This is a genomic window from Leptospira sp. WS58.C1, from assembly GCF_040833995.1.
GTDB lineage: Bacteria > Spirochaetota > Leptospiria > Leptospirales > Leptospiraceae > Leptospira_B > Leptospira_B cinconiae.
On the sequence record NZ_CP162137.1, the window covers coordinates 513,715 to 537,013 of the forward strand.

The 23,299-nt window shown below is 42.5% G+C and carries 16 protein-coding genes; 8 read left to right on the forward strand and 8 right to left on the reverse strand.

Annotation, left to right across the window (positions count from 1 at the left end):
- The first annotated feature begins 49 nt into the window (after positions 1–49).
- The 4 genes from AB3N61_RS02415 (at position 50) to AB3N61_RS02430 (ending at position 11,146) form a co-directional block, all read left to right on the forward strand.
- Entirely contained in the window at positions 50–7,684 is a 7,635-nt protein-coding gene (locus AB3N61_RS02415; RefSeq protein ID WP_412758400.1) for a GH-E family nuclease, read from the forward strand.
- Positions 7,681–8,160 carry an ankyrin repeat domain-containing protein gene (locus tag AB3N61_RS02420; protein WP_367898388.1) on the forward strand — a complete coding sequence of 160 codons (480 nt, stop codon included), beginning with the start codon at positions 7,681–7,683 and terminating at the stop codon, positions 8,158–8,160. The genes AB3N61_RS02415 and AB3N61_RS02420 overlap by 4 nt, the downstream gene beginning before the upstream one ends.
- A gap of 1,179 nt (positions 8,161–9,339) precedes the next feature.
- On the forward strand, positions 9,340–9,714 hold the full coding sequence (locus AB3N61_RS02425; protein ID WP_020768669.1) for a TIGR04452 family lipoprotein: 375 nt from the start codon (positions 9,340–9,342) through the stop codon (positions 9,712–9,714).
- Positions 9,715–9,982: 268 nt separating this feature from the next.
- Positions 9,983–11,146 (forward strand): YheT family hydrolase, encoded by a 1,164-nt coding sequence (locus AB3N61_RS02430; protein ID WP_367898389.1) that lies wholly within the window; start codon positions 9,983–9,985, stop codon positions 11,144–11,146.
- A gap of 31 nt (positions 11,147–11,177) precedes the next feature.
- On the opposite strand, the gene AB3N61_RS02435 is transcribed toward AB3N61_RS02430, so the two are convergent.
- Positions 11,178–11,951: a LamG domain-containing protein gene (locus tag AB3N61_RS02435; RefSeq protein ID WP_367898390.1), complete on the reverse strand. Its 774-nt coding sequence runs from the start codon at positions 11,949–11,951 to the stop codon at positions 11,178–11,180.
- A 204-nt stretch (positions 11,952–12,155) separates the two neighbouring features.
- Between AB3N61_RS02435 and AB3N61_RS02440 the strand changes: the two genes are divergently transcribed.
- The 3 genes from AB3N61_RS02440 (at position 12,156) to AB3N61_RS02450 (ending at position 14,127) form a co-directional block, all read left to right on the forward strand.
- Positions 12,156–12,854: an alpha/beta hydrolase gene (locus AB3N61_RS02440; RefSeq protein ID WP_257588081.1), complete on the forward strand. Its 699-nt coding sequence runs from the start codon at positions 12,156–12,158 to the stop codon at positions 12,852–12,854.
- Positions 12,851–13,561 carry a hypothetical protein gene (locus AB3N61_RS02445; protein ID WP_020768655.1) on the forward strand — a complete coding sequence of 237 codons (711 nt, stop codon included), beginning with the start codon at positions 12,851–12,853 and terminating at the stop codon, positions 13,559–13,561. The genes AB3N61_RS02440 and AB3N61_RS02445 overlap by 4 nt, the downstream gene beginning before the upstream one ends.
- Positions 13,562–13,626: 65 nt before the next feature.
- Positions 13,627–14,127 carry a DUF1554 domain-containing protein gene (locus tag AB3N61_RS02450; RefSeq protein WP_367899044.1) on the forward strand — a complete coding sequence of 167 codons (501 nt, stop codon included), beginning with the start codon at positions 13,627–13,629 and terminating at the stop codon, positions 14,125–14,127.
- 20 nt (positions 14,128–14,147) lie between these two features.
- On the opposite strand, the gene AB3N61_RS02455 is transcribed toward AB3N61_RS02450, so the two are convergent.
- From AB3N61_RS02455 to AB3N61_RS02480, 6 genes are all read right to left on the reverse strand, one after another.
- Positions 14,148–14,867, reverse strand: coding sequence for a phosphate signaling complex PhoU family protein (locus tag AB3N61_RS02455; protein ID WP_020768570.1), 720 nt, complete (start codon positions 14,865–14,867; stop codon positions 14,148–14,150).
- A gap of 197 nt (positions 14,868–15,064) precedes the next feature.
- The gene (locus AB3N61_RS02460) at positions 15,065–15,481 is read right to left on the reverse strand and encodes an MAPEG family protein (protein WP_020768589.1); all 417 of its coding nucleotides are present in this window, start codon (positions 15,479–15,481) and stop codon (positions 15,065–15,067) included.
- A gap of 126 nt (positions 15,482–15,607) precedes the next feature.
- On the reverse strand, positions 15,608–16,864 hold the full coding sequence (locus AB3N61_RS02465; RefSeq protein WP_367898391.1) for an imelysin family protein: 1,257 nt from the start codon (positions 16,862–16,864) through the stop codon (positions 15,608–15,610).
- A gap of 11 nt (positions 16,865–16,875) precedes the next feature.
- On the reverse strand, positions 16,876–18,267 hold the full coding sequence (locus tag AB3N61_RS02470; protein WP_412758401.1) for a di-heme oxidoredictase family protein: 1,392 nt from the start codon (positions 18,265–18,267) through the stop codon (positions 16,876–16,878).
- A gap of 249 nt (positions 18,268–18,516) precedes the next feature.
- Positions 18,517–19,830, reverse strand: a complete 1,314-nt coding sequence (locus AB3N61_RS02475) for an imelysin family protein (RefSeq protein ID WP_367898392.1) — start codon at positions 19,828–19,830, stop codon at positions 18,517–18,519.
- Between the two features lie 338 nt (positions 19,831–20,168).
- Entirely contained in the window at positions 20,169–21,170 is a 1,002-nt protein-coding gene (locus AB3N61_RS02480; RefSeq protein WP_367898393.1) for a hypothetical protein, read from the reverse strand.
- A 142-nt stretch (positions 21,171–21,312) separates the two neighbouring features.
- On the opposite strand from AB3N61_RS02480, the gene AB3N61_RS02485 reads away from it, so the two are divergent.
- On the forward strand, positions 21,313–21,960 hold the full coding sequence (locus AB3N61_RS02485) for a hypothetical protein (RefSeq protein WP_367898394.1): 648 nt from the start codon (positions 21,313–21,315) through the stop codon (positions 21,958–21,960).
- 1 nt (position 21,961) lies between these two features.
- On the opposite strand, the gene AB3N61_RS02490 is transcribed toward AB3N61_RS02485, so the two are convergent.
- On the reverse strand, positions 21,962–23,203 hold the full coding sequence (locus AB3N61_RS02490) for a TCR/Tet family MFS transporter (RefSeq protein WP_020768596.1): 1,242 nt from the start codon (positions 23,201–23,203) through the stop codon (positions 21,962–21,964).
- Positions 23,204–23,299: the final 96 nt, after the last annotated feature.

Here is a 23,299-nt window from a genome sequence, read left to right on the forward strand (position 1 = left end):
ATTAGAGAATTAGGAACGAGTGAAATACATGCCGCCAAAAATTCGTAGAATGATCCTTGGGATTTCAACAGGGAGCCTTTTGTTTTTCGCTTCCTGCCAAGGAGGTGCGAACTTCCTTTCTAGGATGTTTCCAAATGCAGCTCCTTCTGGGTTTGGATTTCTTTCTCCGGGGTCTGCTCCTGCTCCGGAAGGAAGTGACCTTTTCTCAATCTCTACGAATTATAGCGGGGAGGTGGACGATCCGGAAGGAAAAGCGGATCCCTTGGATAGTGCAGTATTTATTCCTCCTCCTGAGCCAAATAGTTTCGGAACGATTTCCTTATCTTACGATTTAGATATCCCGGAAGGAAGGGCCGGGATGGAGCCTGATTTGAGCATTTCCTATTCATCGACCGGGGGAGACGGCTGGGTAGGAGTCGGTTGGGATATAGGGCTCGGAGGAATTACGAGAACCCCCGAATTCGGTGCATTGTTTTACGATAACCGAGATAGTTTCCTTTGGAACGGTCAGAGATTGGTTAAGGTCTCCGGTTCTTCCTCCAACGAGAACGGTACATATCGTCCGGAAATTACCGGAGGAGACAGTCCAATATTAAAATTATCAAATATAGAGAATGGTGGTGTTTGGGAAGTATTAGAGCCTTCCGGTAAAAAGAACGTTTACGGAGATAGCGCTTCTTCCCGTATCTACGATCCGGCAAAAATTACCCGTACTTATGCTTGGTATTTGAGTAAGTCCGAAGATTTAAACGGAAACTATATGCAGGTTTCCTACGATACTTCCGGCTATTCGGAAAATCGCTCACTTTTCCTAAAAGAAATCCGCTACACTGGAAACAGTAAAACCGGTCATAATCCGAAACAATACGTTCGTTTTCATACGAAAGCTAGAGAGGACGCATACGTAAGTATGGTCTCAGGATTTTTTATGAAAATGGACCGTATGCTGGATACGATAGAAATCGGCTGGGATGGAGGAAAACTTTGGGAATATGAAATGGTATATGATGTCTCTCCCGATTCTGGAAGGCCGATCCTAAAAACGGTAGAATCCAATCGTCATACTACGAAGCCCGAGTTTCAATACCAAACTTCAGACAGATATTTAGTCTGGAAAAACTTTGCGAACCAAGCAGTAAATGAGCCGGAGATTACTCCTAATTCTACAGAATATTTCGAAGGTGATTTTAATGGGGACGGCCTTTCCGATATCGTATTTTTCAATCCTGAAAACGGAAATTGGAAAGCTGCAGAAGGAAGGAAAGAGGGCGGTTATAACTTCAAACTTTATGGGAATCGTTATAAAGGATATAAAGGAGAAGAAAAGATCCGCTTTTTTAAGGGAAATGTGAGCGGAGATTTTAACGGGGATGGTCGAGCGGATCTAGCATTCTATCTTCCTGAGACAAGAGACTTTATCGTAGCTGAACACGACGGGCGGATTTTCCAATTTAAGAACTACGGACGTATGTTGAATAGTGCTCCGGATATTTTTCGAATGGAATGGTTTTCCGGAGATTATGACGGGAATGGGCTATCAGATTCCGTTCTATTTGACGAACCTACAGGCCAATGGACCCTAATGTTAAATAAGGGCGGTCGCTTCGAATTCTTAAAATTTGCAAAAAAATTCCAAAATGTTTACAGAGGGGATTATTCTCCTAATTCTAATTGGGATAGTGTGAGTACGACGGACACCTCGGAAGAAGGAAAAGGAAAATATAACGTTAACTTTCTTGTAGGGGATTATAACGGAGACGGTCGGACTGATATTTCCCTATACGATGCCAGAAGCGGAAAGTGGTATGTCGGCGAAAACCATAGAAACGAAGACAAAACGGATCCCCTTTTATTTAAAATGCAATGGAGATTGTACAAAACTTTCTCCGCGCCCGAACAAGCGCTTTTCGGTAATGATCGTTTTTCCGGAGATTTTAACGGAGATGGATTCTCGGACTTTCTTCTATTAGATCGCTCTAAAGGAGATTGGATTATAGGAGAGACCGGAAATGGTACGATCAATTTTCGCACTTGGTCTAAAGTTCCTCAATTTAAGGAAATCACAAGATGGCTCCAGGGAGATTTTAACGGGGATGGAAGGACCGACATAGGTTTTTACTCGGCTACCGATGGTAAGTTTTGGATCGGAGAAGCAACAAATTCCGGATTCAGATACAAAGCATATAGCGATATGCAATACGGTCCGAGCCAAGAGCGAGTTATGAAAACTCCTCTACCAAAGGATGAGGTTTCGCTAAAGGAAGGTTCCGCTAGTTTTTTTGCATCTTCCGATTCCAAAACTGTTAGTTTAGATTATACCTATGATGGGAATATTAATCCTGGAAAAGGAGAGCTTGTTTATCCTGGGTGTTTTACTGTAAACGATTGTTCCGCTTCTCCTGAACTTCTAATTTACGATAGAAAAGCGAACACTTTTGATTTAAAAAAAGGAAGCGCTTTTACGAACTCTGTACTTTCCGGTTTAAATCCGGAAGATCCCGCTTTTCAATCTTTATATGGAGGCAAAGCGGGAAGATTTACGAGATCCGATCGGGATGAAATACTTTTTTATAGAAATGAAGGATCCAGCGGAAAGCGACTTTTTAGCGTTAGGCATACTTCCGGAAATGCGTTCGAGATCCAAAATTTTTCAGTTTTTGCAGATTCGGATCTTGCAAATTTTAGTGCGTACGAAAGCGGGTATGTAGTCGACAATTTTGAAAGTCCTTCTTATAAATCGTTACTTGCAATAGACGACCAGGCATTAGATGGAACCGACAGATTTGTATTGATTAGCGGACAAGGACCCTCTAGTACGAAAAAGATCCTCACCCTGGCAGAAGGAAGCGATCCAACAATCTCTGAGAATCTGTTAGGGATCTTCCGATCGGGAGATTTTGTAAACAGACAAAATCGGAAAAATTTCAGTTTATTCTCCGGGAATTTTACAGGACCTGCCGGAACAACTCCTCAGTTACTGCTACTGGACAGAAGGTTAAGCACACATAAATGGTATCTGGGTACTTTACAAAGCGGTAATAAGATCCTAATTAAAAAACTTTCCGGAGACGTTAGTTTTCCTTTAACCGCTGCGGAGTTTAATACTTCTAATCCGGCTGGGATCTCCTATGGTCTTTATCCGGAGGGAACGGGAGGAAAATCCGTCATTATCGGTAAAAGTACGGATAACGGTACTTCTTTCTATAAATTTACGATTACTTCTAGTTCCATCGCCCGATCCATACAGTCGACTTCTATCGCCAATTTTACGGGGAGTTTCGATCATTTGGGTAATCCTATCGTGAAATCGGAAGGACAAACTAAAATTTTCGACTTTTCCCAAGGTAAACTTATAGTTCCTCCGGCTTATTTGGTAAGTGTATCTTTAGATCGTCCCGATCTGATCGAACAAGTTTATGTATTTCAATGGCTCCAAGGAGATTACAACGGGGACGGGCTTACCGACATCGGATTTATAAATCTAAAAGAACCCACTTGGTACTTTGCAATGTCTACCGGATCGGTTCCGGATGTGATAGAAAAGGTCAAGAACGGGATAGGTGGAATATACGAATTTGAATATGAGAATTCAACAAAATTCGACAATACGGGAGGGGATGAGATCCCGGATCTTCCTGCTAATCTTCGGGCTTGTACTAAAATAACTTTGGATGACGGATTCGGGAATCGGATCCCGAAGATCTATGAATATTCCGGAGGAGTCGCTTTTTCCGCATTCATAAACGGAAAGTTGGAATCCGATTCCTTCGGATTTACCAATTTTATAGAAAAAGATGCCTACGGTTCCAGAACGATAGAAACACATTATAGCCAACCATTTGCAAATTTTATGGATAACCGAGCTCTTGGCGGCGCTGTAAAAGAAACACATGTAATCGGTTCGGATAACCAGGAATACGGTTCTGTATTCAATACGTATGAAATTAAACACATAGAAACTGTCCCGAGCATCATTACGTATTTTCCATTAAATACTAAGACTCAGAAATATAAGAAAGGTGTATTGGTCGAGACTTCAACCGACTCAGTAGTGTTGGATGGTTATAAGGTTGTCAAAAAAACAGAAACGGAAACAGACCATTTCCGCGATTCCGCGCATGCTAGCGATACAGTAACGGAAATTACGGAATATGAAACTGTAGATTCCACAAACCAAACCAGGGAAAAGAAGAATATTACATTTGCCGGAACGGATGCCGAATTAACAGAGACAAGTACATACGATTCTCGTGGAAATAGTATACGAAGTGTAACATCCTACACAGGCAGCGGGCTTCCTGCAGTTGCTCCTCAAATCGAAGAATATGAATATGATTCCTATGGGAACCAAACGGAAAAAAAGGATGTAAGCAGTTCTCCTGCGAGAGGAACGACATATACATACGATAATCAATTACACCAGCTTGTGACCGAGACAGTCGATTTCGGGGGATCTACCGGATTTTCCACAAAAACAACGTACGATTTCGGGGCAGCCTTTGGCGAGCCTTTGGAAGTAAGGGATCAAAACGGGAACAAGGTATATTATCAGTACGATTCTTATGGGAGAACGGTACAAACGAGTGCGGATACGGACAATGGCATTTCTGTTTCCTCCATCAACACTTACGATTCCGGATTTCCTTTAGGAGGTAAAACGGTACTTCCTTCCGGATCAGGGGATCCGGACTTTGCCACCAAGACTTATATAGATGGGCTCGGAAGACCATTACATAATGTTAAAACCGGTTCGGAAGGAAAATACATTCGTTCCGGTAAAATGACTTATGACGCAGCCGGTCGTTTAGTTCGGGTCGGGCAGGCCGATTGGACAAATGGGGGCGATATGGATCGATTCGTTCTTCATTTGGAAGAAAAAAATCCGACCATCTTCGAGTTCGATCCAATTGGTAGGATTAAAAAATCGACCTTTCCGATTGCAGCCGGTGAAACACAGGCGACTTACACAACGGTAACCTATAATGATCCGTATGAAACAGTAGAATACCATAGCGGGGGAACAAGTAAGCGTACTATTCATAACGGTGGGGACGATATCCTTTATGTGGAAGATTTCGGAGCTGACGGGACCCAAGCAAAAGTAGGATTTTGTTATGATACAGCCGGCAATATGGTTAAGAAGGCGGATCTGAATAACGGATCTCCTTTAAATTGCTCGGATCTTTCTTCGGGTATTGCAGCAAAGGATACTTCCGGGAAAAATCAGCTTTATCGACTCTATGACGCTTTCGGAAATCTGAAAGTACAAAGTGATCCGGATCTAGGGGTAGATACCTTCGTATATAACGCGTTCGGAGACATTACAAGGCAAACGGATGCAAGAGGGCTAATTACAACTTTTGAATACGACTCGCTAGGAAGAGTAATTGCACGCCATTATCCGGATGAGGACGTCTATTTTACCTATGACAGTTATTCCGGCAGCGAAAACTCGCTTGGGAAACTGGTATTCGTTGAAGATTCCAATCAAACTAAAAAATTCAGTTATGATAAATTAGGGAGGACCAAAAAAGAAGTAAGGACTTTAAAAAATATTCCTTTGGAAGGAGTAAACGGTCCCTATGTCACTGAATATAAATACGATCTATTAGATAGGCTTATCAGCATAGATTATCCGGAACATCCGGTTAACCATACTCGTTTAAAAGCTTGTTATACGTATGGAAGCGAGGGGTATATCAACGGATTATCCGTTCAAGTTAATACGAACGGAGTCATTCCCGGGTTTTGCAACAAAACTATCGTAGAGAATATCACTTATAATGAAAACGGACAGACTGCATCTTTCCGACTGGGAAACGGGACCCAGACAAATTACGAATATGATGTAAAAGCGAGGCTCACAAAAATCCAATCTTCCGCCGAGGTAGATGGGACGACAAAAACCCTCCAAAATGCGGTCTATTCCTTCAATAGTAAGAATAGTATAGAACGAATAGAAAATACCACTTCGGATTTTTCTACATTATACAATTATAATTATGATGGGATCAGCAGGCTAATTTCCGCTACCGGGACTTATACGGAAACTTCCGATCCTTCCCCCAGAAAATTCCACCAAACTTATTCTTATGCAAAGAATGGGAACTTAACTGCCAAAAGAAAACATAATCCTGCGGATGGGAACTTAATCGACGAGCAGGCCTACCAATATGTTAACCATCAGGTAGTTCAGATCGATTCCAGCCAAAACGGAAATGAATCCCAAATCATGACCTATGATCCGGCTGGGAATATGATTACCCAGAGGAATAATACTAGGGACCTTACGAAAAATCTAGAATACGATGCGGAAAACAGGATCAAAAGGATCACAGATCATAATGGTGCAATACTCGGAAGATATTGGTACGACGAGGGGGGATTTAGAATTCGAAAAAGCGCACTTATTCCAAGCGGAGCGGTTTCAAGAAACAGCGAACTATATTATCCGAATAAATTTTACGGACTCGAATATTCAGAAGAAAATAACATACTTGCTTCGATCAATAACGTATACCTGAACGGGGTACGGATCGCAGCAATTGCCGAAAACGGAGCTACATTATATTACCTGAATGATCAGGTAGACTCGGTATCTCATGTATTAGATGAAGAAGCACATACCTTAACTAGAAACGAATACCAACCTTATGGAGAAACGTTTGTCCAGGTCGGGAATACCGATCTCGCGCCCAAATATAACTCTCAGGAACTAGATAGAGAATCCGAATTCTATTTTTATAATGCAAGATATTATGATCCAGCTCTTGCCAGGTTTCTCACCGCGGACACGATTATTGCGGGAGAAAACGATACACAAGCATGGAATAGGTTTTCTTACGTAAGAGGAAATCCGATCCTTTATAAGGATCCGACAGGGCATATTGTTGCTCACCTAATTGCAGGAGCTGCAGGCGCAGTCGTAAACGTAGCTTTCCAAGCAGGAACCGACCTTGTTACCGGACAGGTTAGCCCGAAAGAAAAATACCTTGCAACGGCCGGAGGTGGTTTTGCGCAAGGGGTAGCTACGGCAACCTGCGGTCCTACCTGCGGTATGGCAGTTGGTGCAGCGGTGGAAGATGCACTTCATCAGGGATTGACCAAAGGTTTCTCTAATATAGATTATAAACAATCAGCGGGAGAGGGTCTCCAGGGTGCCCTTGGCGGAAAAGCTGCTAAAATTGTAGGTAAAGCTGGTAAAAAACTCGCAGGTGCTGCATTTGAAAAACTTTCGAAATCCGGTATTGGGAAGAAGGTTAAAGACGGAGTTTCTAAATTCTCGAAGAAAGCGAGTAAAATTAAGGAGAAGGTTAAGGGGTCTATAAAGAAGGCTACCAAGTCTGTTAAGAACAAAAGAACTTCATCAATAGGGAAAATAAAAAAATCAAATAAACAATTTGGTTATAGGAGACCTTATATTCGAAAGGCTGTCAGAAAGGAAGTGGAAAGGCGCGCCAAAAAAAATTCTAAGGGCCAGTTTATTGACCCAAACACTAGAAAGCCAATATCGGGAAAATACGATTTAGGTCATAAAAAAGGACATGAGTTCAAACGGGAAGCTGAAAAGGCACGAAAAGAAGGATTGACGCAGAAGGAATTTAACGACAAGATGAATAATTCAAAATATTACCAAATAGAAGATCCGAGTTCTAATCGGAGTCATAAATTCGAATTAAAATGAAGAAGAAAGAAGTTCTAGAAATGCACGATGCAATATTATCACACGATATTGCTTTAGTGAAACAATTAGCTGCAAAAAAACAATTGATTGAGGAAAGAGATTCGTATGGACGAACTCCACTGATGGTTGCTATTATTGAAGAATTGGATGAAGTTGTTTCTATTTTGTTGAAAAATGGAGCAAATGCAGATGCACAAGATAAAGATGGGTATGCAGCTTTGCATTTTGCAGTCGATCGATTTCAGGTCAAGAATGTACAAGCGCTGATTAAAAGTAATGTTAAAATTGATATTCAAGACGCCAATGGAAACACACCATTGTCAAATGCTGTATTTGAATACGAAGGTAAAGGGGATATTATTAAATTGCTTTTGAAAGCTGGTGCAAAGCCTAAGCTTAAAAATTTTCATGGAGTTTCCCCTTTAGAATTGGCTCAATCGATAGCTAATTATGATGTTGCTAAGTTTTTTGGATGAAATTTAAATTGTTTATTTAAATTTCAAGATTTTCTCTTTTTCAGCGTTAGGATCTCTAATACTTTCTTTCCGTTTTCTATGCTTTTGATCGAAAGTTTTTTACATTCATAGTGAGCACCTAATAACATCCTAAATCTTTCTTACATTTAGCAATCCAAAGAAATCCCTTCCATCCAGACCAAAGATCTCGACCAAACAAATTTTAAAAAGGAGAACCCATTGAAGCCAGAAGAAACGTGGAAGTCCTGTGGTGGATTTTAAGTCGCGCGGATTCGAAATTCGGTTCCGTGGGTGCGTTTGGAGAAATTCCCACCCGTCTTGGGAGGGGGACGGTGGCGGATTATAGTGTTCGATAAAAAATCCTGTATCATAAATATCTAATTTTGCAACTAGAAAATCCGGCCCCCATTTTGTAGGAGCTCCTACATGTGGGTGGTTTTGCGCATGTTCGCCCATGCAGGCGGGGAGCAAAAAAGCTTGTCCTAAAACCGGTAAACTCCAAATAGACTTCGCTAAATAAAATCAAACCACTCTCCCTTCTCTGTGAACTCCGTGGTCTCTGTGCGAACCCCTAAAGAAATTTTACACAGAATTCCAGACGGACACAGAGAACAATCTAACGTATAACCTCTCCGTGTCTTAGTGTCTCTGTGCGAAAAAAATAGCTTAAGGTAAATCCGGTCCTGGGTTCGTAGCTGAGGATTCCTGGAGATATGGAGTTGATTCCATTGCAGCTTGTTTGATTGTAAATTTTACTTCGCTTTACTCAGTCATCCATGCGCAGCGACTTTAAGAGCGAGCATACGACCGCGAAGCGAGTCGTTATCATCCGTAGGATGAGCCATACCATACGCTTGAAACAAAACGATCGGAGTCGCTTCGGGGATCTCACTCCCTACGGGTCGTTCGATTGGGTAGCGTAAGCCGCCATTGCGGCTGGAGCGAGGGGGAGACTACCCCCTTTAGCAAACTTCTTCCATCCCATATCCCATTTGTATTACCTGTCGCCACAAATGAGTTGGTCAAAATCACGAATAACGTATTTGTTCCGAATTTTTTTTTGACAACAATGGAAATTTTTTGGGAACCAAATGTCCGACATTCTTCTCTGCTAGTTATCCATTGTAGATATCGATTTTCTGAAAACGATATCATAATGTTTATCGATGAGGAAAATGTATGAGAAAAATATTGTTTGTTGCGATGGTTTCCCTTTTGTCTTTTGCCAATTGTGTTGTAGCAGATTCCCTGGGTCTTTCGGATAGTGTAAAAGGTTCCGAAGCGAGATCTCAAATTAAAGCGGCTGCGACGACTTCCAATATTTTATATTATGGATCCGTGGATCCGGCTAACGCAGGAATTATTACCGCTCTCGATTTATTTCTTACCGATTTGTATTTAAAGATCGATGATAGTAAATACTATAAACAATCAGATGTAGACAAATGCGTAAAGGACGTTCAAATTATCGGACTTTTGGTTTTGGATCCGAGCACAACCGTAGCTACAAGTGATAATTGCAGCGGCTTAAAACCAAACGGGGAAATTATCTAAACTTCAGAATGCCTTGTCTCCGGGGTTCGCAAGCAGTGAATTCCCGGAGATATTGGAGTTGATACCATTGGAACTTATTTGATCATTTACTTGACTTCATTTCGTTCAGTAGCTCGGTTTCACAACCCATAGCAATTGGGATTACATACCAAATAGTCCTTGGGAATTTTGCTCTCTATTGATCACTCGATTGGGTAAATAATAAAGTAATAGACTCAAATCTTTCTCCATTCAATCTTTCCCAAAGTATTTTCATTTGGATAATTGAATGCTACCGCCCCTCGTCTTTGTTTATCTTGTTTTATTTCTTATTCTCGCATTTCTATTTTATTATTTTCTGGAAGTAGTGGAAAAACCTGTTCTGCAGTTCAGTGAAGGAGAGTTTGTAAAGAGTGTACTTGCAAATTGCCCCCGTTTAACTCGGAAATATTTTCCTACATTCTGGTGTTTTAATAATCATCTAATGTTGGCTCTCTTACTTTTTAGAGAACATCGTTCCAAATTTTTTCATTACGATAAGCTGGAACATCTTAAAATGAAAGATGGTGGTGTCACTGGACTTGCTTGGTCCAATATTAAGGAAAAGAAAAAGACCGATTCCGATCCGATCGCGATTGTCTTCCATACAATCAGCGGGGATGAGCAAGATGTTAAATCTATCGTGAAAGCGATCGGGTCTCAATTGAAATGGGCTTCCGTGGTTTGTATTAGGAGAGGACATGGGAATCTTCCTCTTCCGAAACCGCAAATAAACACGATGGGGTCTAGTTCGGATTTAAAAGAACAACTCCTCTACATTAAGAAAAAATTTCCGAATAGTCCTTTGTTTGGAGTGGGGATTTCCGCGGGTTCCGGATTGCTTGCTCGTTACCTGGGTGAATCGGGAGCGAAAAGTTTATTGGATGCTGCGGTTGCAATTTCACCCGCCTATGATATCGAAAAAGCGTTTCATAGGGTTCATCCGGTTTATAGTAAGATCATGGGCCAAAGACTCATAAATTACTTTTTGAAACGCCATTATGAAACCTTATCTTCCCTTGGAGGATTTCAGGAAGTCATGGAATCCAAAACCTTGGGTGAATTCCAGGATCGTTTGCACACGCTCTCCGGTTTTGACGACAAGGAAGAATATTACCGGTATTCGAACCCAGCTTTGGTAATGAAAAATATCCGAACTCCAATTATGATTTTGAATGCAAAGGACGATCCCATCTGCGTAAACCAGAATGTTTTAGAAAATTTGCATTGGTTGGAAAATCTTCCTAATTCGATCCATGTTTATACAAAAAGAGGAAGCCATATCGCTTATTTTGAAGGATGGAAAGCGATATCCTGGTCGGATCATCTTGTCTGCGAATATTTTAAAGCTGTCCAAGACCGATTACCTAAAAAGAAAAAGAAACCAAAAACAAAACCGGCGAAAAAGCGTTAGTCGCTTTTGTGTGTTTTATGAGGCGGGGCTTCTACAAACTCGAAACCGGAAAGATCACCCGATTATATATCCTCACATCATCCACACTGCCTTCGAAAAGTTGAGAAGATATATCGGAGCGGCCCAATTGGAAAAAACTATTTGTAGCCCAAGGGCGATTGGTTCCAAAAGTTCCGGAAGAAACCAAAACGTTATTCACATATAAGGATCCGGTCAGCGATTGGATATCCCAAGTAAAGACCATATGATACCAGATGTCTTCCGGATACTGTCCACAGGCAGTTCCTACGTCCACATCTCCCGAGCCTCCATTGTTCGTGAATGCCCTGAGCCTTCCGCTACAAGAAATTGCTGAGAGCGCATATAATTGGAGGCCTATCCCGGGGCCCTGACTTACATAGATAAATTCGCTTCCGTTGCTCCCGGGAGGAAATTTTCCTTTTACCCAGGCGCTGATCGTAAATGAGGAAATATTTCCGTTTAAAAAAGAGGGGCCGTTAGTCGAAGATTGGTGATAAGCTCCCCCGCCGCTATAATAGTAAGCTCCTCCTGGAAACCCGAATCGATCCGCAGTCAATATAGGGGCTCCACCTGTTGCCGTTAGATCCAAGCCGCCAACTATATCCTTTGTGTCTCCGTCCAAGGGCCAATAGTGCACCAACCCTATGGCGGAATCCAATAGTGTGAGTTGAACAAAATTTAAGAACGCAGGATTGTCGTTTTGTTCTTGGTTTTTTAAAAGAAGATAAGTCCCACAATTGATAAAATAGAAGGGAAGAAGAATGGCAAAAATTAGAATTCGCATCGAGATTTCGTATTATATATAACCGGCCAATCCCGGGTCTTTTTCATTTAACTCAATGGACCAGATTGGAGTTGTAGGGAAAACGTTTTTTATTCTCACTACATTATAAATTAGAGATCGATCTTCGAGGAAAACGGCTTTAAAGTTGGATCACGTTTAAATTATAACATTGCCAATTCACTTCGATTTCCTTACAAGGAAATCATGTATGATATCCCTCTCGTCCAACTAGGTCCTGTCAAAGCTGCTTGTATCCAAGGTGATCCGGAAGGACCCTATGTGATTTTTCTGCACGGTTATGGTGCAAATGCTTTCGACCTTCTTCCCTTATATTCCTATATGGACGTTCCGGAAGGAACAAACTTCATTTTTCCGGAAGGGATTTTGGATATTCCGATTATGCCTGGTTATAACGGCAAGGCTTGGTTCCCGATCGATATGGAGGCTTTGCAAAGAGCGATGGTCGCAGGAGGTTCTCGGGAACTTTTCGAACGTTATCCCGCGGGTCTAGCCGAGGCCAAACAAAAGATAGAAGAAATGATCCAAACCTTAAATGTTCCTATGGACCGGATTATCTTGGGAGGTTTCTCTCAAGGGTCCATGCTTGCAACGGAGATCACTCTTAAAGCGGAAAAAAAGCCCAAAGGTCTTGTCATTCTGTCGGGGACTTTGCTGGACGAAACGAATTGGTCCAGGTATGCGAAACAAACTCCGGGCTATAAATTTTTTCAAAGTCATGGTAGAATGGACCCTGTGCTCGGTTATCCTGCCGCGAAAAGATTAGAAACGGTCTTAAAAGATGCAGGCTGGGTAGGTGAGTTACTGGCATTTCCGGGTGGACATGAAATCCCGGAGATAGTATTAAACGGTATGAACCGCTATTTGCGAGAACTTTTCGAATGACCTACTTGATTGAAAAATACGTAGCCCTAAAAAACAAATACCGTAACTACGATACGAAAGAAGCTTTAAGAAGAATGCAAGCATGTCGTATTGCTTTAAAGGAATTGGAGGATAAAGGTTTTCGCACAGGGGTAGAAATTTTAGGTTCGATCAATTTCGGGATCGTTGAACCTTCCTCCGATATCGATTGTATTCTATTGCATTATTGTGATTTGCATAAGGACCAAGAATGTCCCGAGTATTGTCCAAATTTTTTATACGAATCCGAAGAGATCAAGGCAAGTCTACGCAGAAGATTGAAAAATGAAAATCTGAAGATCGAATTCTTGGATTGTATCAATCTTAGAATGGTGGAAAGAGCCCTTGAGACCGGAAATTGGAAGGATCACGAGGTCCTCCGAAGACTTTTATTTTATAGAACTATAGGTCGTCCTGTGAATCGACCTCTCTTCATCCCATACGCGGAGAAGTTGGAAGAGAACGAAGAATATATTCGTGACATTTTAGAATGGGGGTCCGAAGCTTTGAGTGTGTATCTGGGAACTTCTAGACACAGATTTTCTTTCAGTAAATACAACGAAAGGATAGAAAGTTCGGGACTTCAACTTCCTCACGGTTTAAAAGAAGAATTGGAAAGTTATCTAGATCAAGGAGAAGGTCTCGAAACGAACGGTGCGGAAACCTCTCATTACAAGGACCCGGTTTAAGTTTTTATGAGTTTTTCACGGATTTCTTTATTCTTACTCCGGATTCGGAAACGATCCCTTATTCTATATTACAGAAAGATAATGATAAGTTCTTATTTGCTACAAGTCCCTCCTTTGCCGGGAACTTCGGATCGGGTGGTTTTGCCGATTTTGTTTGTCAGAATGCAGCTGACTCTTTGGTCGGGCTTCCGTCCGGAATTTACAAAACGTTTGCAGTAGCCGGAACTTGGCGAAGAGCAATGCCTTCTAAGATCGACTGGGTATTAAAACCTAACAAAGAATATATAGACTTTAACAGCGGTGCTTTTACTAAAGCATTCGATACGGATGCGAACGCTTTATTTGTTTTTGGAACGGGAAGCGGGATTGTTGCTACTGGTGCCGGGTATTGGACCGGTTTACAAACGGATTGGACTACAGGAAATGTATGCCAAGGATGGGCTTCCAACTCCGATTTAGAGCAAGGTAATTTTGCAAGCTCCGGAGATCCGAACGTCGGCGGCATATCCGCCGGTACTCCGGACTTCTGTATTGTGGCGAAATCGGTCGTATGCGTTCAGCAATAATTCAAATATTCTAATATAATTCAGGAGATTTTAGTTTTTTCGGTGACTTGTACCGGATCCGAAAGATGACGAATGTCCATGCCTGTGTTCAATCGCACTAATTCTTCTGCGATATTTACCGCATAGTCTCCCGCTCTTTCTATTCCCAATATAATTCTGTATAAGTCGGCAAACTGGTTTTTATCCAATCGCGGGTCCATTACGAATTTCAAAAATGCCGCATGACATAGATTGTTGAGTTCTTCTTCCACCGTATGGACCGAACCGTAAAATCTGTTTTTTTCTTCCACCAAGGATTCAACTGCCATTCCTACAAGGGTCACGACCCTAGAGAGCATCTTGTCCAAAATTTCTTCCTGTCTGAAAAATCCTTTAGGAAGAAGCCCTCTTCTATAGCAGGTAGCGCAGTTTACGATCTGGTCTCCCATTCTTTCCAAACTTCTGTTGATACGAATGGAAGACAGTGCGAATCGTAACGGATCTTTTTTGAGTACAACTTCTCCATCGATTTGATCCATGCCGAGTAAGTTTCGGTTTGCGATCGCTTCTAAGATTGCGTTTTGGGATAAGTTATCGTTTTGTTTTTCCAAACTGTCGATCAGATCGTCTCTTTCGATAACTTGTTTGGCAAGGTCCGGGTTTTCCTGTTCGATTGCGTCGTCCAGGATCAGGATTTGTTCTAAACATAGCTCCGCCATCGCATACAGATTTTTGCGGAGATAATCGAACTTGGATGCCATGTATCTCCGAAGGTTAACCTTGAATATACACAACGGTCAAGAGGTTTTTAAAATTGGTTATGGCGACTTCCCGCTTCGCGGGAACCGCGCTGCTCCGACTTCGCGCTTTCGCGCTCATCCGGGCAAGGCCCGGACTAAAGGTCTGCACATCGCTGTCGCGTTCAGACCGGGAAGAAGGCTTCCCGGTTGTTTGTAGATTAAAGAATAGTACGTACTAATATCACTAACATCGCAGTGAAACAAATATATTGGATTATAAACCCGGTAAATCGGATGTTCACGTTCCAAACTCCGCCGCCACTTAGATGTGCTCCGGTTTGCAGGATCCTGGCTCCGAATACGATCCAAGCGAGCAGATCAAAAGTGTCGTTTTGGTATCCTGAAAGAATGAACGTCAAAACTAAAACTCCGAAAACAGGAAGACCTTCCACACAGTTTAAATGAGCACGATGGATCCTCCAATACAGATCGGAGCCATGTTGTATCCAAGCAGGGAACTCGTTGGATTTTTTGGCTCCGGATAATACCTGAACTGTTCGAAAGGATACCACTATAAGTACTAGGAGAATGGTCCAGGCAGTAAAAGCGATCAATGGGAATAGGGAATTAAACATAGTCCGATAGAGAAAAGTCTATCGGCGATGTTTGGCAAGACAAATTTAACGGATTGTAAAAAGAACGGAACGCTAATACATATCGTTTTTATCTCAAACAATATATATTAGCATTTTATAAAAGAATTAATCCCCGTCGTTGGAAGAAGGAAGATTCGGGACCCCTAAAACGGAGAACGCGTCGATTGTCATCAGGTTCTTTAAGATCTTTGCCTGATCCCAGATCGGTTTTACATTCGTCATAACGCTTGTCCCGTTCATAGTGGTCCCATCCGCGTCTATCTCAGCATATAGATCCGCGCCACCGCCGATCTTAACATCGATCATATTTTTGAAGTTTGTGATCTCGGCTTGGATTTCGTCATCCAAGGAAGAATTTTGGGCCCTGACTAATTTGGACATAGAGCTGATTTTCGTATCTGCAGGATCACCTAAGTAAGCGAATTCGATCCCTAATAGATTATCTCTTAGATCTTTATACGCAACTCTGGAATAGATCGCTTCCAAAAAGACCGGATCCGGCTCTTGTCTTTTCCCTGCCCCGGAACAAGAAACACTTAAACATGCAGCGTTCCCTAATTTAATATCTTGGATTTGATTCACTAAATTTCCTAGGGATTGGATATAGGTATCGAAAGCTTCTCCTTGAGAGCGAAAATGGATCCCGGTTCCGTTAATGTATTCATTTAGGAAATTTCCTCCCGTAGGAAGCCATTTATTATATAAATCTAATGCATCTTGGTTGATCACCTGGGCAAGAGCTAAGATATAATCCGTTCTTCTCGTATTTCCCATGTTTGCGGTATTGATGCTGGAGTTCGAATCTATCGTGGTCCTGCTCAGATCGGAATCGAAAAGTAGGATCTCCAAAGACTCGATTCCTTTGTATTTAGGAGGGCAAACGGATAAGTTGGTCTTATTGAGAGTGGTATTCGTCGCTGTACAAACGGTAACCGAGCTTGTTAGGATCTGATTTACTAAGTTACTGCTTGGCCTTGCGCCTGATTTTATAAAACCGTCCATCTTTGTATAATACTCGTTCGGATTCGTGGCCGGTCCGAAATAATAAGGCTCCACTTTTTTTAAGGAAACACGCACTTGGTCCCAAGCTACTTGCAGAGCTGCAAGATTCGTCACATTCGTGCTTCCCGAAGTGGTATAAGTGACTGCAGCTGCTTCTAATGCCGCTGTATCCGTAGTCAATTGTTCCAAACTCGGAATGATCACGAATTTACCGGTATGTTCTAAAAAAGCGGAACTTCCAGGCCCGGCAGTTAAAAAAAGCAATGGATCTTTGCCGCCGCCGCCACAGTAAACAAAGGACGATGCCAGAATAAAGTATAAAGTTTTTTTAATTAAAGAATAAGGTGATATGGATCTCATCGTAGATCCTCCTATAAAGATTCCAAAAATTTGATCAGCTTTTGTCTGTCTGTGAGAGATAGATTTTGGAAACCTGTACGCGCTGCGTCGGCTTCTCCTCCATGCCATAGGATTGCTTCTTCTATCCCATTGGCTCTTCCATCATGCATAAGTTTTAAATGTCCGTTTACTTGTTGGATCAAGCCTAGTCCCCAAAGAGGAGGAGTTCTCCATTCTTGTCCGTCCGCATCGAAATCTGGTCTTCCGTCCGCAAGTTCAGGACCCATATCGTGTAATAGTAGGTCCGTATAAGGTTTGATGTATTGGTATGAAAGTTCCGGAAGCCCCGGAACATTCCCGGTAAGAACGAGAGGTTTATGACATGCGTCACATTTGATGGACAAAAATATTGTTTTTCCGTCGATCACATCCTGATCCGATAAATTCCTTCTGGCAGGAACTGCGACTAATTTGGTGTAAAAATTCACCGACTCTGCAATGGACGCAGTGATTTCCGGATCTACAGTTCCGGAAGCAGCAGCCGAACATTGTGTTTGATTCGTTGGACAATTATCCGTAGGGAATAACGGACTTGTGATCCCTATATCCCCTAAAAAAGCTCCTTGGTTTTGTTGGAACAAATTAGGCTCGTTTGCCTTCCAGCCGAAACGTCCAAGAACCTTCTTCTGATTTTTTGCGTCCCAAACCATATTCACTTTTCCTGATATTCCATCCGCATTTGAATCGGTCGGATCGGCCCAGCCCAAGATAGTTGATTCGGGAATTGCTTCTAATAGACCCAAACCGGGGATTATAGGAGCGGTTCGGGGGGAAAAATGAAAGGAAGAAGGGGCTCCTCCGAAGTTCACATTCCAGTTAAAAGAATATATAGGAGTGTTTAAAGTTACTGTTCCGCCTGACGTATAATTTCGGACGACAGTTGTGCCCGTATAAGAAACGGAAACGTTCCCCTCCGGTGGAGTAAAATTCGGTCCTGTCGAACCGATACAATTAAAATTGGAATCGTAAGATAAAGGAGAAGTGCATCCGATCCCTTTATGATTCAGCTGTAGGCCGAAAGAATCCAAACCGACAGGCCCGCCTGTAGTCGGATCGGAAACCCCTACTTTTGAAAGTCGTATCAGAATCCCGACGGAGCCGAATAATGACCCGCTATCGGGCGGAGCTCCTCTTCCGTCTCCTGCATGACAGTTCTGGCAGGAACTCGTATTAAAAGTCGGTCCTAAACCGGCGGAAGCACTGTTACCTTCCGCCACCCAAGCCCTATTAAAAAAGTTATTTCCCGTATTGAATTGGATCCCGTCCGAACTCAAGTTTACGACAGGAGTATCGAAAGAGGTCGGGTTGGAAATAAATCGGGTACCGTATCCTCCGGAGAAGGCTTCGCCTGGATCGGGCGCGATACTTGTTTGGCTCGCGATGACCGCTGCGATTCCAAGAGGATCCGTTCCTTCTTTTCCGCCGCAGAATTGAACGTTAAGTAAAATATAGGTTAAGATCGGGATCGTTTTGGTCCAACGTCCCCGAGAGAGATTCGATTCCGGATTTGCGGATCCGGAATCGAAGTTTAAATTTTTATCACAGTTCATATTTTTATATTTTTCGGAAGTTTTCACAGGGACCGAACCTGTAGTTTAACTAAAGACCTTTCATCATTCTGGAACTACTGAGAACCCGATGGCTGCGGCAGCCGCCACAAAATCCCTGTTCAATGTAGAACCGATTAATCTCTGAACATTTACCAAAATTCCGTGTTGGCTATCCGCAGAAGAGATCGCTTGGTCGAATCTATGAGTTAAACTTCCGGAAGGACAGCTTGTTCTAAAGTTAGGATCTTCGGATTCCGTATCGGAAAGATTGATACAGAAAATATTTCTGGAACTTTCGATCTCGGATTGGATTGCACCTTGTTGCCTAAAACTTAATATATTGGAAAGTCCCGGTCCAGTGCTGATGTTTACGCCTTTTTGGATGGTATAATTTCCGGTCCAGATATTCAATACACCTTGTGCGTCATAATAGAAGTCCGCTTTAGTAGTGTCGCTGAAACAAGAGTGTTCTTCTTCTTGGGTCTCTCCGATGACTCCAGTAAGGCGTTCGCCTCCCCATTCTCCTGCCATAAAAGAACCTAATCCTTGGAAAATATTCCCAACGGAAATATTCACATTCGCTGAGTCTAAAAAAGTCTCCCTATAATTTCCGGTATTCGCAGGATCCCACTGGTCCTTGATCAAGCCAAGATGAACTACTAATCTGTCGGTGATCGTTTTAAGATAATGTCTGCGTCTAGCGCCGTCAGTGGTAGCATCGGCAAAATCGCTCGCAGCTCTGTTCCCTGCGCCGGTACTACTTGTATCTTTTCCCCAAAGTAAATATTCGATCGGATGATATCCTGTTAATACGATCTTATCTTCTTGAGGCTCCGGTTCTCCACCCAAGTTAGTATCGCCGATCTCCCCGTAGATAGAGGCAAAACTTGTGACGCTGTTTCCGCCATCGTTAATATACGAATCAACCGCGTCCTCATCCAAAGGCCATGCATTCAAAAGACCTTCACAGTCATGAGGCTGAGATACGGAACCTGTAGGCTCGCAATCGAGCACTGTATCGGTGTCAATAGGGCCTTGGCTAAAACGAAAAGCTTCGGTGACCAAATAGCTTGCACGAGCTTTTACCCAGAGATTTCTAAGGTTGGTCAGATCGGAGGCGCTTGGATTTGTGTTAGAATCGAAAGTAGTGACCGCAGCCGCTAAAGTCGATGCATCCAATTCTGCTTGGGTGTAGGACTCGAAGGCAAGATCCGCATATCGATTTAGAAATTGGGATTTGGTCGCGCTAGCCGGGATATCTAAACCTAAAAGTGCCGCGGCGGAATTATCGCTACCCGGACCCTCGCAAGAAATCAGGGAACCGAATAGAAGAATACTAAACAGAACTGATAATATTTTTGTATGGATGTTTCGCATCGAAATCTCCTTTAAATTTGGGAAAAATCCCCGGTCCGGAAAAAAATCCGGCCGGGGCCAGAGATGAACTGTGGGGATGACTCCCTCCGGCTCCTGGGATAGGCACCGGCTTGATTTTGCAAGTGAGAATAAGTCTCAAAAAAAGTCAAGAAGGAATTTTTCCTAGTTCACCATTCCATCTCAGGGCCACCTTGGAATTTTTTTGCATAAAATCCCGTTTTGACTTCGTTCATCCAGAGAAACTAATCCTTTGGGACTACACGAAACTGAGGTTGAATCTCAAAATTTTTGAGAAAGGGAACCCGGTCAATCGGAAAAAGGTCGGGAGAGAAAGATTCTTAAACTTCAGGGAGTAAACCATGAGAAGGATCTTCAGTAAGTATTTCGAATGCTGCACTTCTGGCAGATCTTAAACGAAGGGGAGAAGTTTCTCCTTTTCTCTGGACTAAAACTTCGGCTCTCGCTATTTTACTATTCAAACAAAACTTCCAGCCACCGGGAGGATTCGCATAACGTAGGCAGGCGAAGTCCTTTTTATCCGCGTGAATTCTGCCCTCAATTTTGATCTCAGCGGAAGAAGCATGAAACTTCCAATCGAAATACCGATAGCTTGCCCTTCCGAAAGAGGAGAACAGCCCGTTCAGTGCGTATTCTTGTCCATGAAAACGTAAAACGATTGGAGTGATTGCAGGGGTCCATATAGGGCCTATTTTTATCTTTGCAGTAGCCAACTCCAAAAAGGATCCTTCTTCTCCGTCAAAACCCGATACTTGTCCCCAAGCATATTGGTCCGTATGTTTGGAGCCCCAGTTGTGATTTTGGCTCCCTTTCCAGTCTCTTAATTCTATTTTAATATTTTCTAATTTTATAAATCCATTAAGTAATAAGGAAGGTTTTCCGACTAAAACTTTCGCTTTGGGAAAGCCCCCGGAATAAAGATCTTTTGGAAAAAGGAAAAGAGGTTTATCCCCGCCGGAAAAGCTAAGCTCCCATTCTATATTCGTAGAACCGTGTTTGTTTCCTGATTTTCCTTGGAGTCCTTTATGATCCTGGACAGAAGAACCGATCCTGACTTGGAATGGATCTCCTGAAAATTTGCATTCTGAGATAGGATATTCCGACTTGGAAACATAATGTTTTCCGTTCTCGCCGTCAAAATAGATCGCCCATAATTCTCCTATGGAATTTTGGGGAGAATGTTTCGGAGAAAAAATAGTATAGCGGATCCAAATTGCAAGCGGACGGAGCGGGTGATTTCCTCTTACGAACCAGCTTTCATAATGACCTAGATTCGAATCGGAACTGAATCTCGGAAAATCATAATCTTCATCAATGCTCATAAGGAAATATTCGATCCTTTTTAAGAAGGGGCAACTAGAATCTAAGAGTAAAGTAAAGACCCTACCGAAATTTCTTCTTAAAAAATAGAACGAAAAGATTTATAGTGTCGACGAGTTTGGAGTATAACTAGAGTATTTGAATATGGAGATCCCTTCCTATTCCCTTTCCGATTGGAGAACCTCGGTCGCAAGATATGCGGAGGAAATTCTTCGCATAGGACACCAAAAGTCCCCGTTCTGGATCGCTGTCCGCACATTCGTTTCCGCAGCATGTGAGACTGATGATCCCGAACCTTTTTACGATGATCTAGACTCCGGGTTCAAAAGGGAATTAACGGAAGAAGATGAGGCACGTTTGGACGAAGCCTTGTCTTATTTTTGGGACCAAGCCACTGCGGTGCTTATCGCAATTTCGGAGGCTTACAGCGACGAAGACGAGGAAAGAAGCGAGGAGATCACTGACGAGGCGATTTCTGGGCTTCTTTCCGGATTAAATGACGCAGGCGTAAAAACGATGTCCGACGCGGAACTTCTGGAGATAGCCGTTCTTGTCATAAACAGTCGTTTAAATTTTCATAATGTTCCTGTTGAGAAGGAATTTTCCGTCAAAAGTTTGAATTCTATTCCGGATCTTGAGGAGAGAAGGATCCTAGAACCTTTTGTTACCTTCCTGATCGAGGACTTCATGAACGTAGAAGACAGGGAGGAAAGATTTGCGTTGTTAATGCAGATCCTTTTTGATACCCTTTGGGCGTTATTTTATTTGGGTCTCGAGGAAGACGAAGAATAGATCATTCTCCCACTTTTTCTCCTACTCTGATTTTTTCCTTTTTAAAAGAAATAATTGCGATCATTAAGCTGAGGATCGCAAGAAAAGAACTCACGATAAAGGGTGCTCCCGGAAAATAAGGCTGCATACCTTCTCTAGTAAAATAAGAAAAAACGAAACTCATAAGCAAAGGGCCTAAGATGGAACTAAGGCTCATCATGCTGCTCATAATTCCCTGAAATTCTCCTTGTTGTGTGGGAGAAACATGATTGGAAATATAACCTTGGATCGCAGGAGTCGCGATAAAACAAAAGGAAAAGGGTACGAGTAACGCATACAGCATCCATTCTTCCCAAGCAAATGCGAATAACGCACTCATTACTACTCTTGCAAAAATCCCCAGATAGGCCGAATTTTTTTGTCCCAGTTTAGGGATGATAATCCTGAGTAGTCCGCCTTGCACAACCGCAAGTGAGGCTCCGACTACGGCGAGAGAGAATCCGATCTTTGCGGCGGTCCATTTAAATTTGTTCATAGTGAAATAGGACCAACTGGTCTCCATACAATGGTTCGCTACGAATATTAGAAACAAAGAAAGTACTAAACCGCTTAAGGGTCCAGGATAACGGACAAGTCCTACCACTGAACCGAACGGGTTCGCCATAACCCAATTGAATTTTCTTCTGTTCTCTTCTGCGAGAGTTTCAGGCAAAACAAAAAATCCATACACCCAGTTCAAAAGAGAAAGAGAAGAGGCAACCCAGAATGGAGCTCTCGGGCCGAACTCGGAAAACAAACCTCCGATGATGGGACCGATAATGAATCCCATACCGAATGCCATTCCTACTAACCCTAAATTTTGGGATCTTTTTTCAGGCGGGCTTATATCCGCGATGATTGCGCCCGCGACTCCGTAACTAGCTCCCGTGATCCCCGCAATAATCCTACCTACGAATAGCCAAAATACATTGGGAGCCAATGCTAAGAATGCGTAGTCTATACCTAATCCGAAGAGAGATGCTAATAGAACAGGTCTTCTTCCGAATTTATCGCTTAAACCGCCTATGATAGGAGCGCAAAAAAATTGAGTGATCGCATAAGTGAAGGATAGAAGGCCTCCATAAACCGCCGCTTTACTCAGGTCCCCTTGCAACATGTCTTTTAAAAGATTGGGTACTACCGGGATAATGATCCCGAAGCCGATAAAATCGATGAGTAATGTAAAAAGTAAAAATTGAAGTGCGGACTTTTTGGGGACTGTCATATTTTTTATTTTCAAGTTTTGTATTCCAGAAATAATTCTTTCGGAATTCGAAACGACGACTATAAGTTCACGGTAAAAATATTTCGTAAATCAGAA

Coding starts and splice junctions, on each gene's coding strand:
- AB3N61_RS02415 (WP_412758400.1), top strand. CDS start 50: ATGATCCTTGGGATTTCAACAGGGAGCCTTTTGTTTTTCGCTTCCTGC.
- AB3N61_RS02420 (WP_367898388.1), top strand. CDS start 7,681: ATGAAGAAGAAAGAAGTTCTAGAAATGCACGATGCAATATTATCACAC.
- AB3N61_RS02425 (WP_020768669.1), top strand. CDS start 9,340: ATGAGAAAAATATTGTTTGTTGCGATGGTTTCCCTTTTGTCTTTTGCC.
- AB3N61_RS02430 (WP_367898389.1), top strand. CDS start 9,983: ATGCTACCGCCCCTCGTCTTTGTTTATCTTGTTTTATTTCTTATTCTC.
- AB3N61_RS02435 (WP_367898390.1), bottom strand. CDS start 11,951: ATGCGAATTCTAATTTTTGCCATTCTTCTTCCCTTCTATTTTATCAAT.
- AB3N61_RS02440 (WP_257588081.1), top strand. CDS start 12,156: ATGTATGATATCCCTCTCGTCCAACTAGGTCCTGTCAAAGCTGCTTGT.
- AB3N61_RS02445 (WP_020768655.1), top strand. CDS start 12,851: ATGACCTACTTGATTGAAAAATACGTAGCCCTAAAAAACAAATACCGT.
- AB3N61_RS02455 (WP_020768570.1), bottom strand. CDS start 14,867: ATGGCATCCAAGTTCGATTATCTCCGCAAAAATCTGTATGCGATGGCG.
- AB3N61_RS02460 (WP_020768589.1), bottom strand. CDS start 15,481: ATGTTTAATTCCCTATTCCCATTGATCGCTTTTACTGCCTGGACCATT.
- AB3N61_RS02465 (WP_367898391.1), bottom strand. CDS start 16,864: ATGAGATCCATATCACCTTATTCTTTAATTAAAAAAACTTTATACTTT.
- AB3N61_RS02475 (WP_367898392.1), bottom strand. CDS start 19,830: ATGCGAAACATCCATACAAAAATATTATCAGTTCTGTTTAGTATTCTT.
- AB3N61_RS02480 (WP_367898393.1), bottom strand. CDS start 21,170: ATGAGCATTGATGAAGATTATGATTTTCCGAGATTCAGTTCCGATTCG.
- AB3N61_RS02485 (WP_367898394.1), top strand. CDS start 21,313: ATGGAGATCCCTTCCTATTCCCTTTCCGATTGGAGAACCTCGGTCGCA.
- AB3N61_RS02490 (WP_020768596.1), bottom strand. CDS start 23,203: ATGACAGTCCCCAAAAAGTCCGCACTTCAATTTTTACTTTTTACATTA.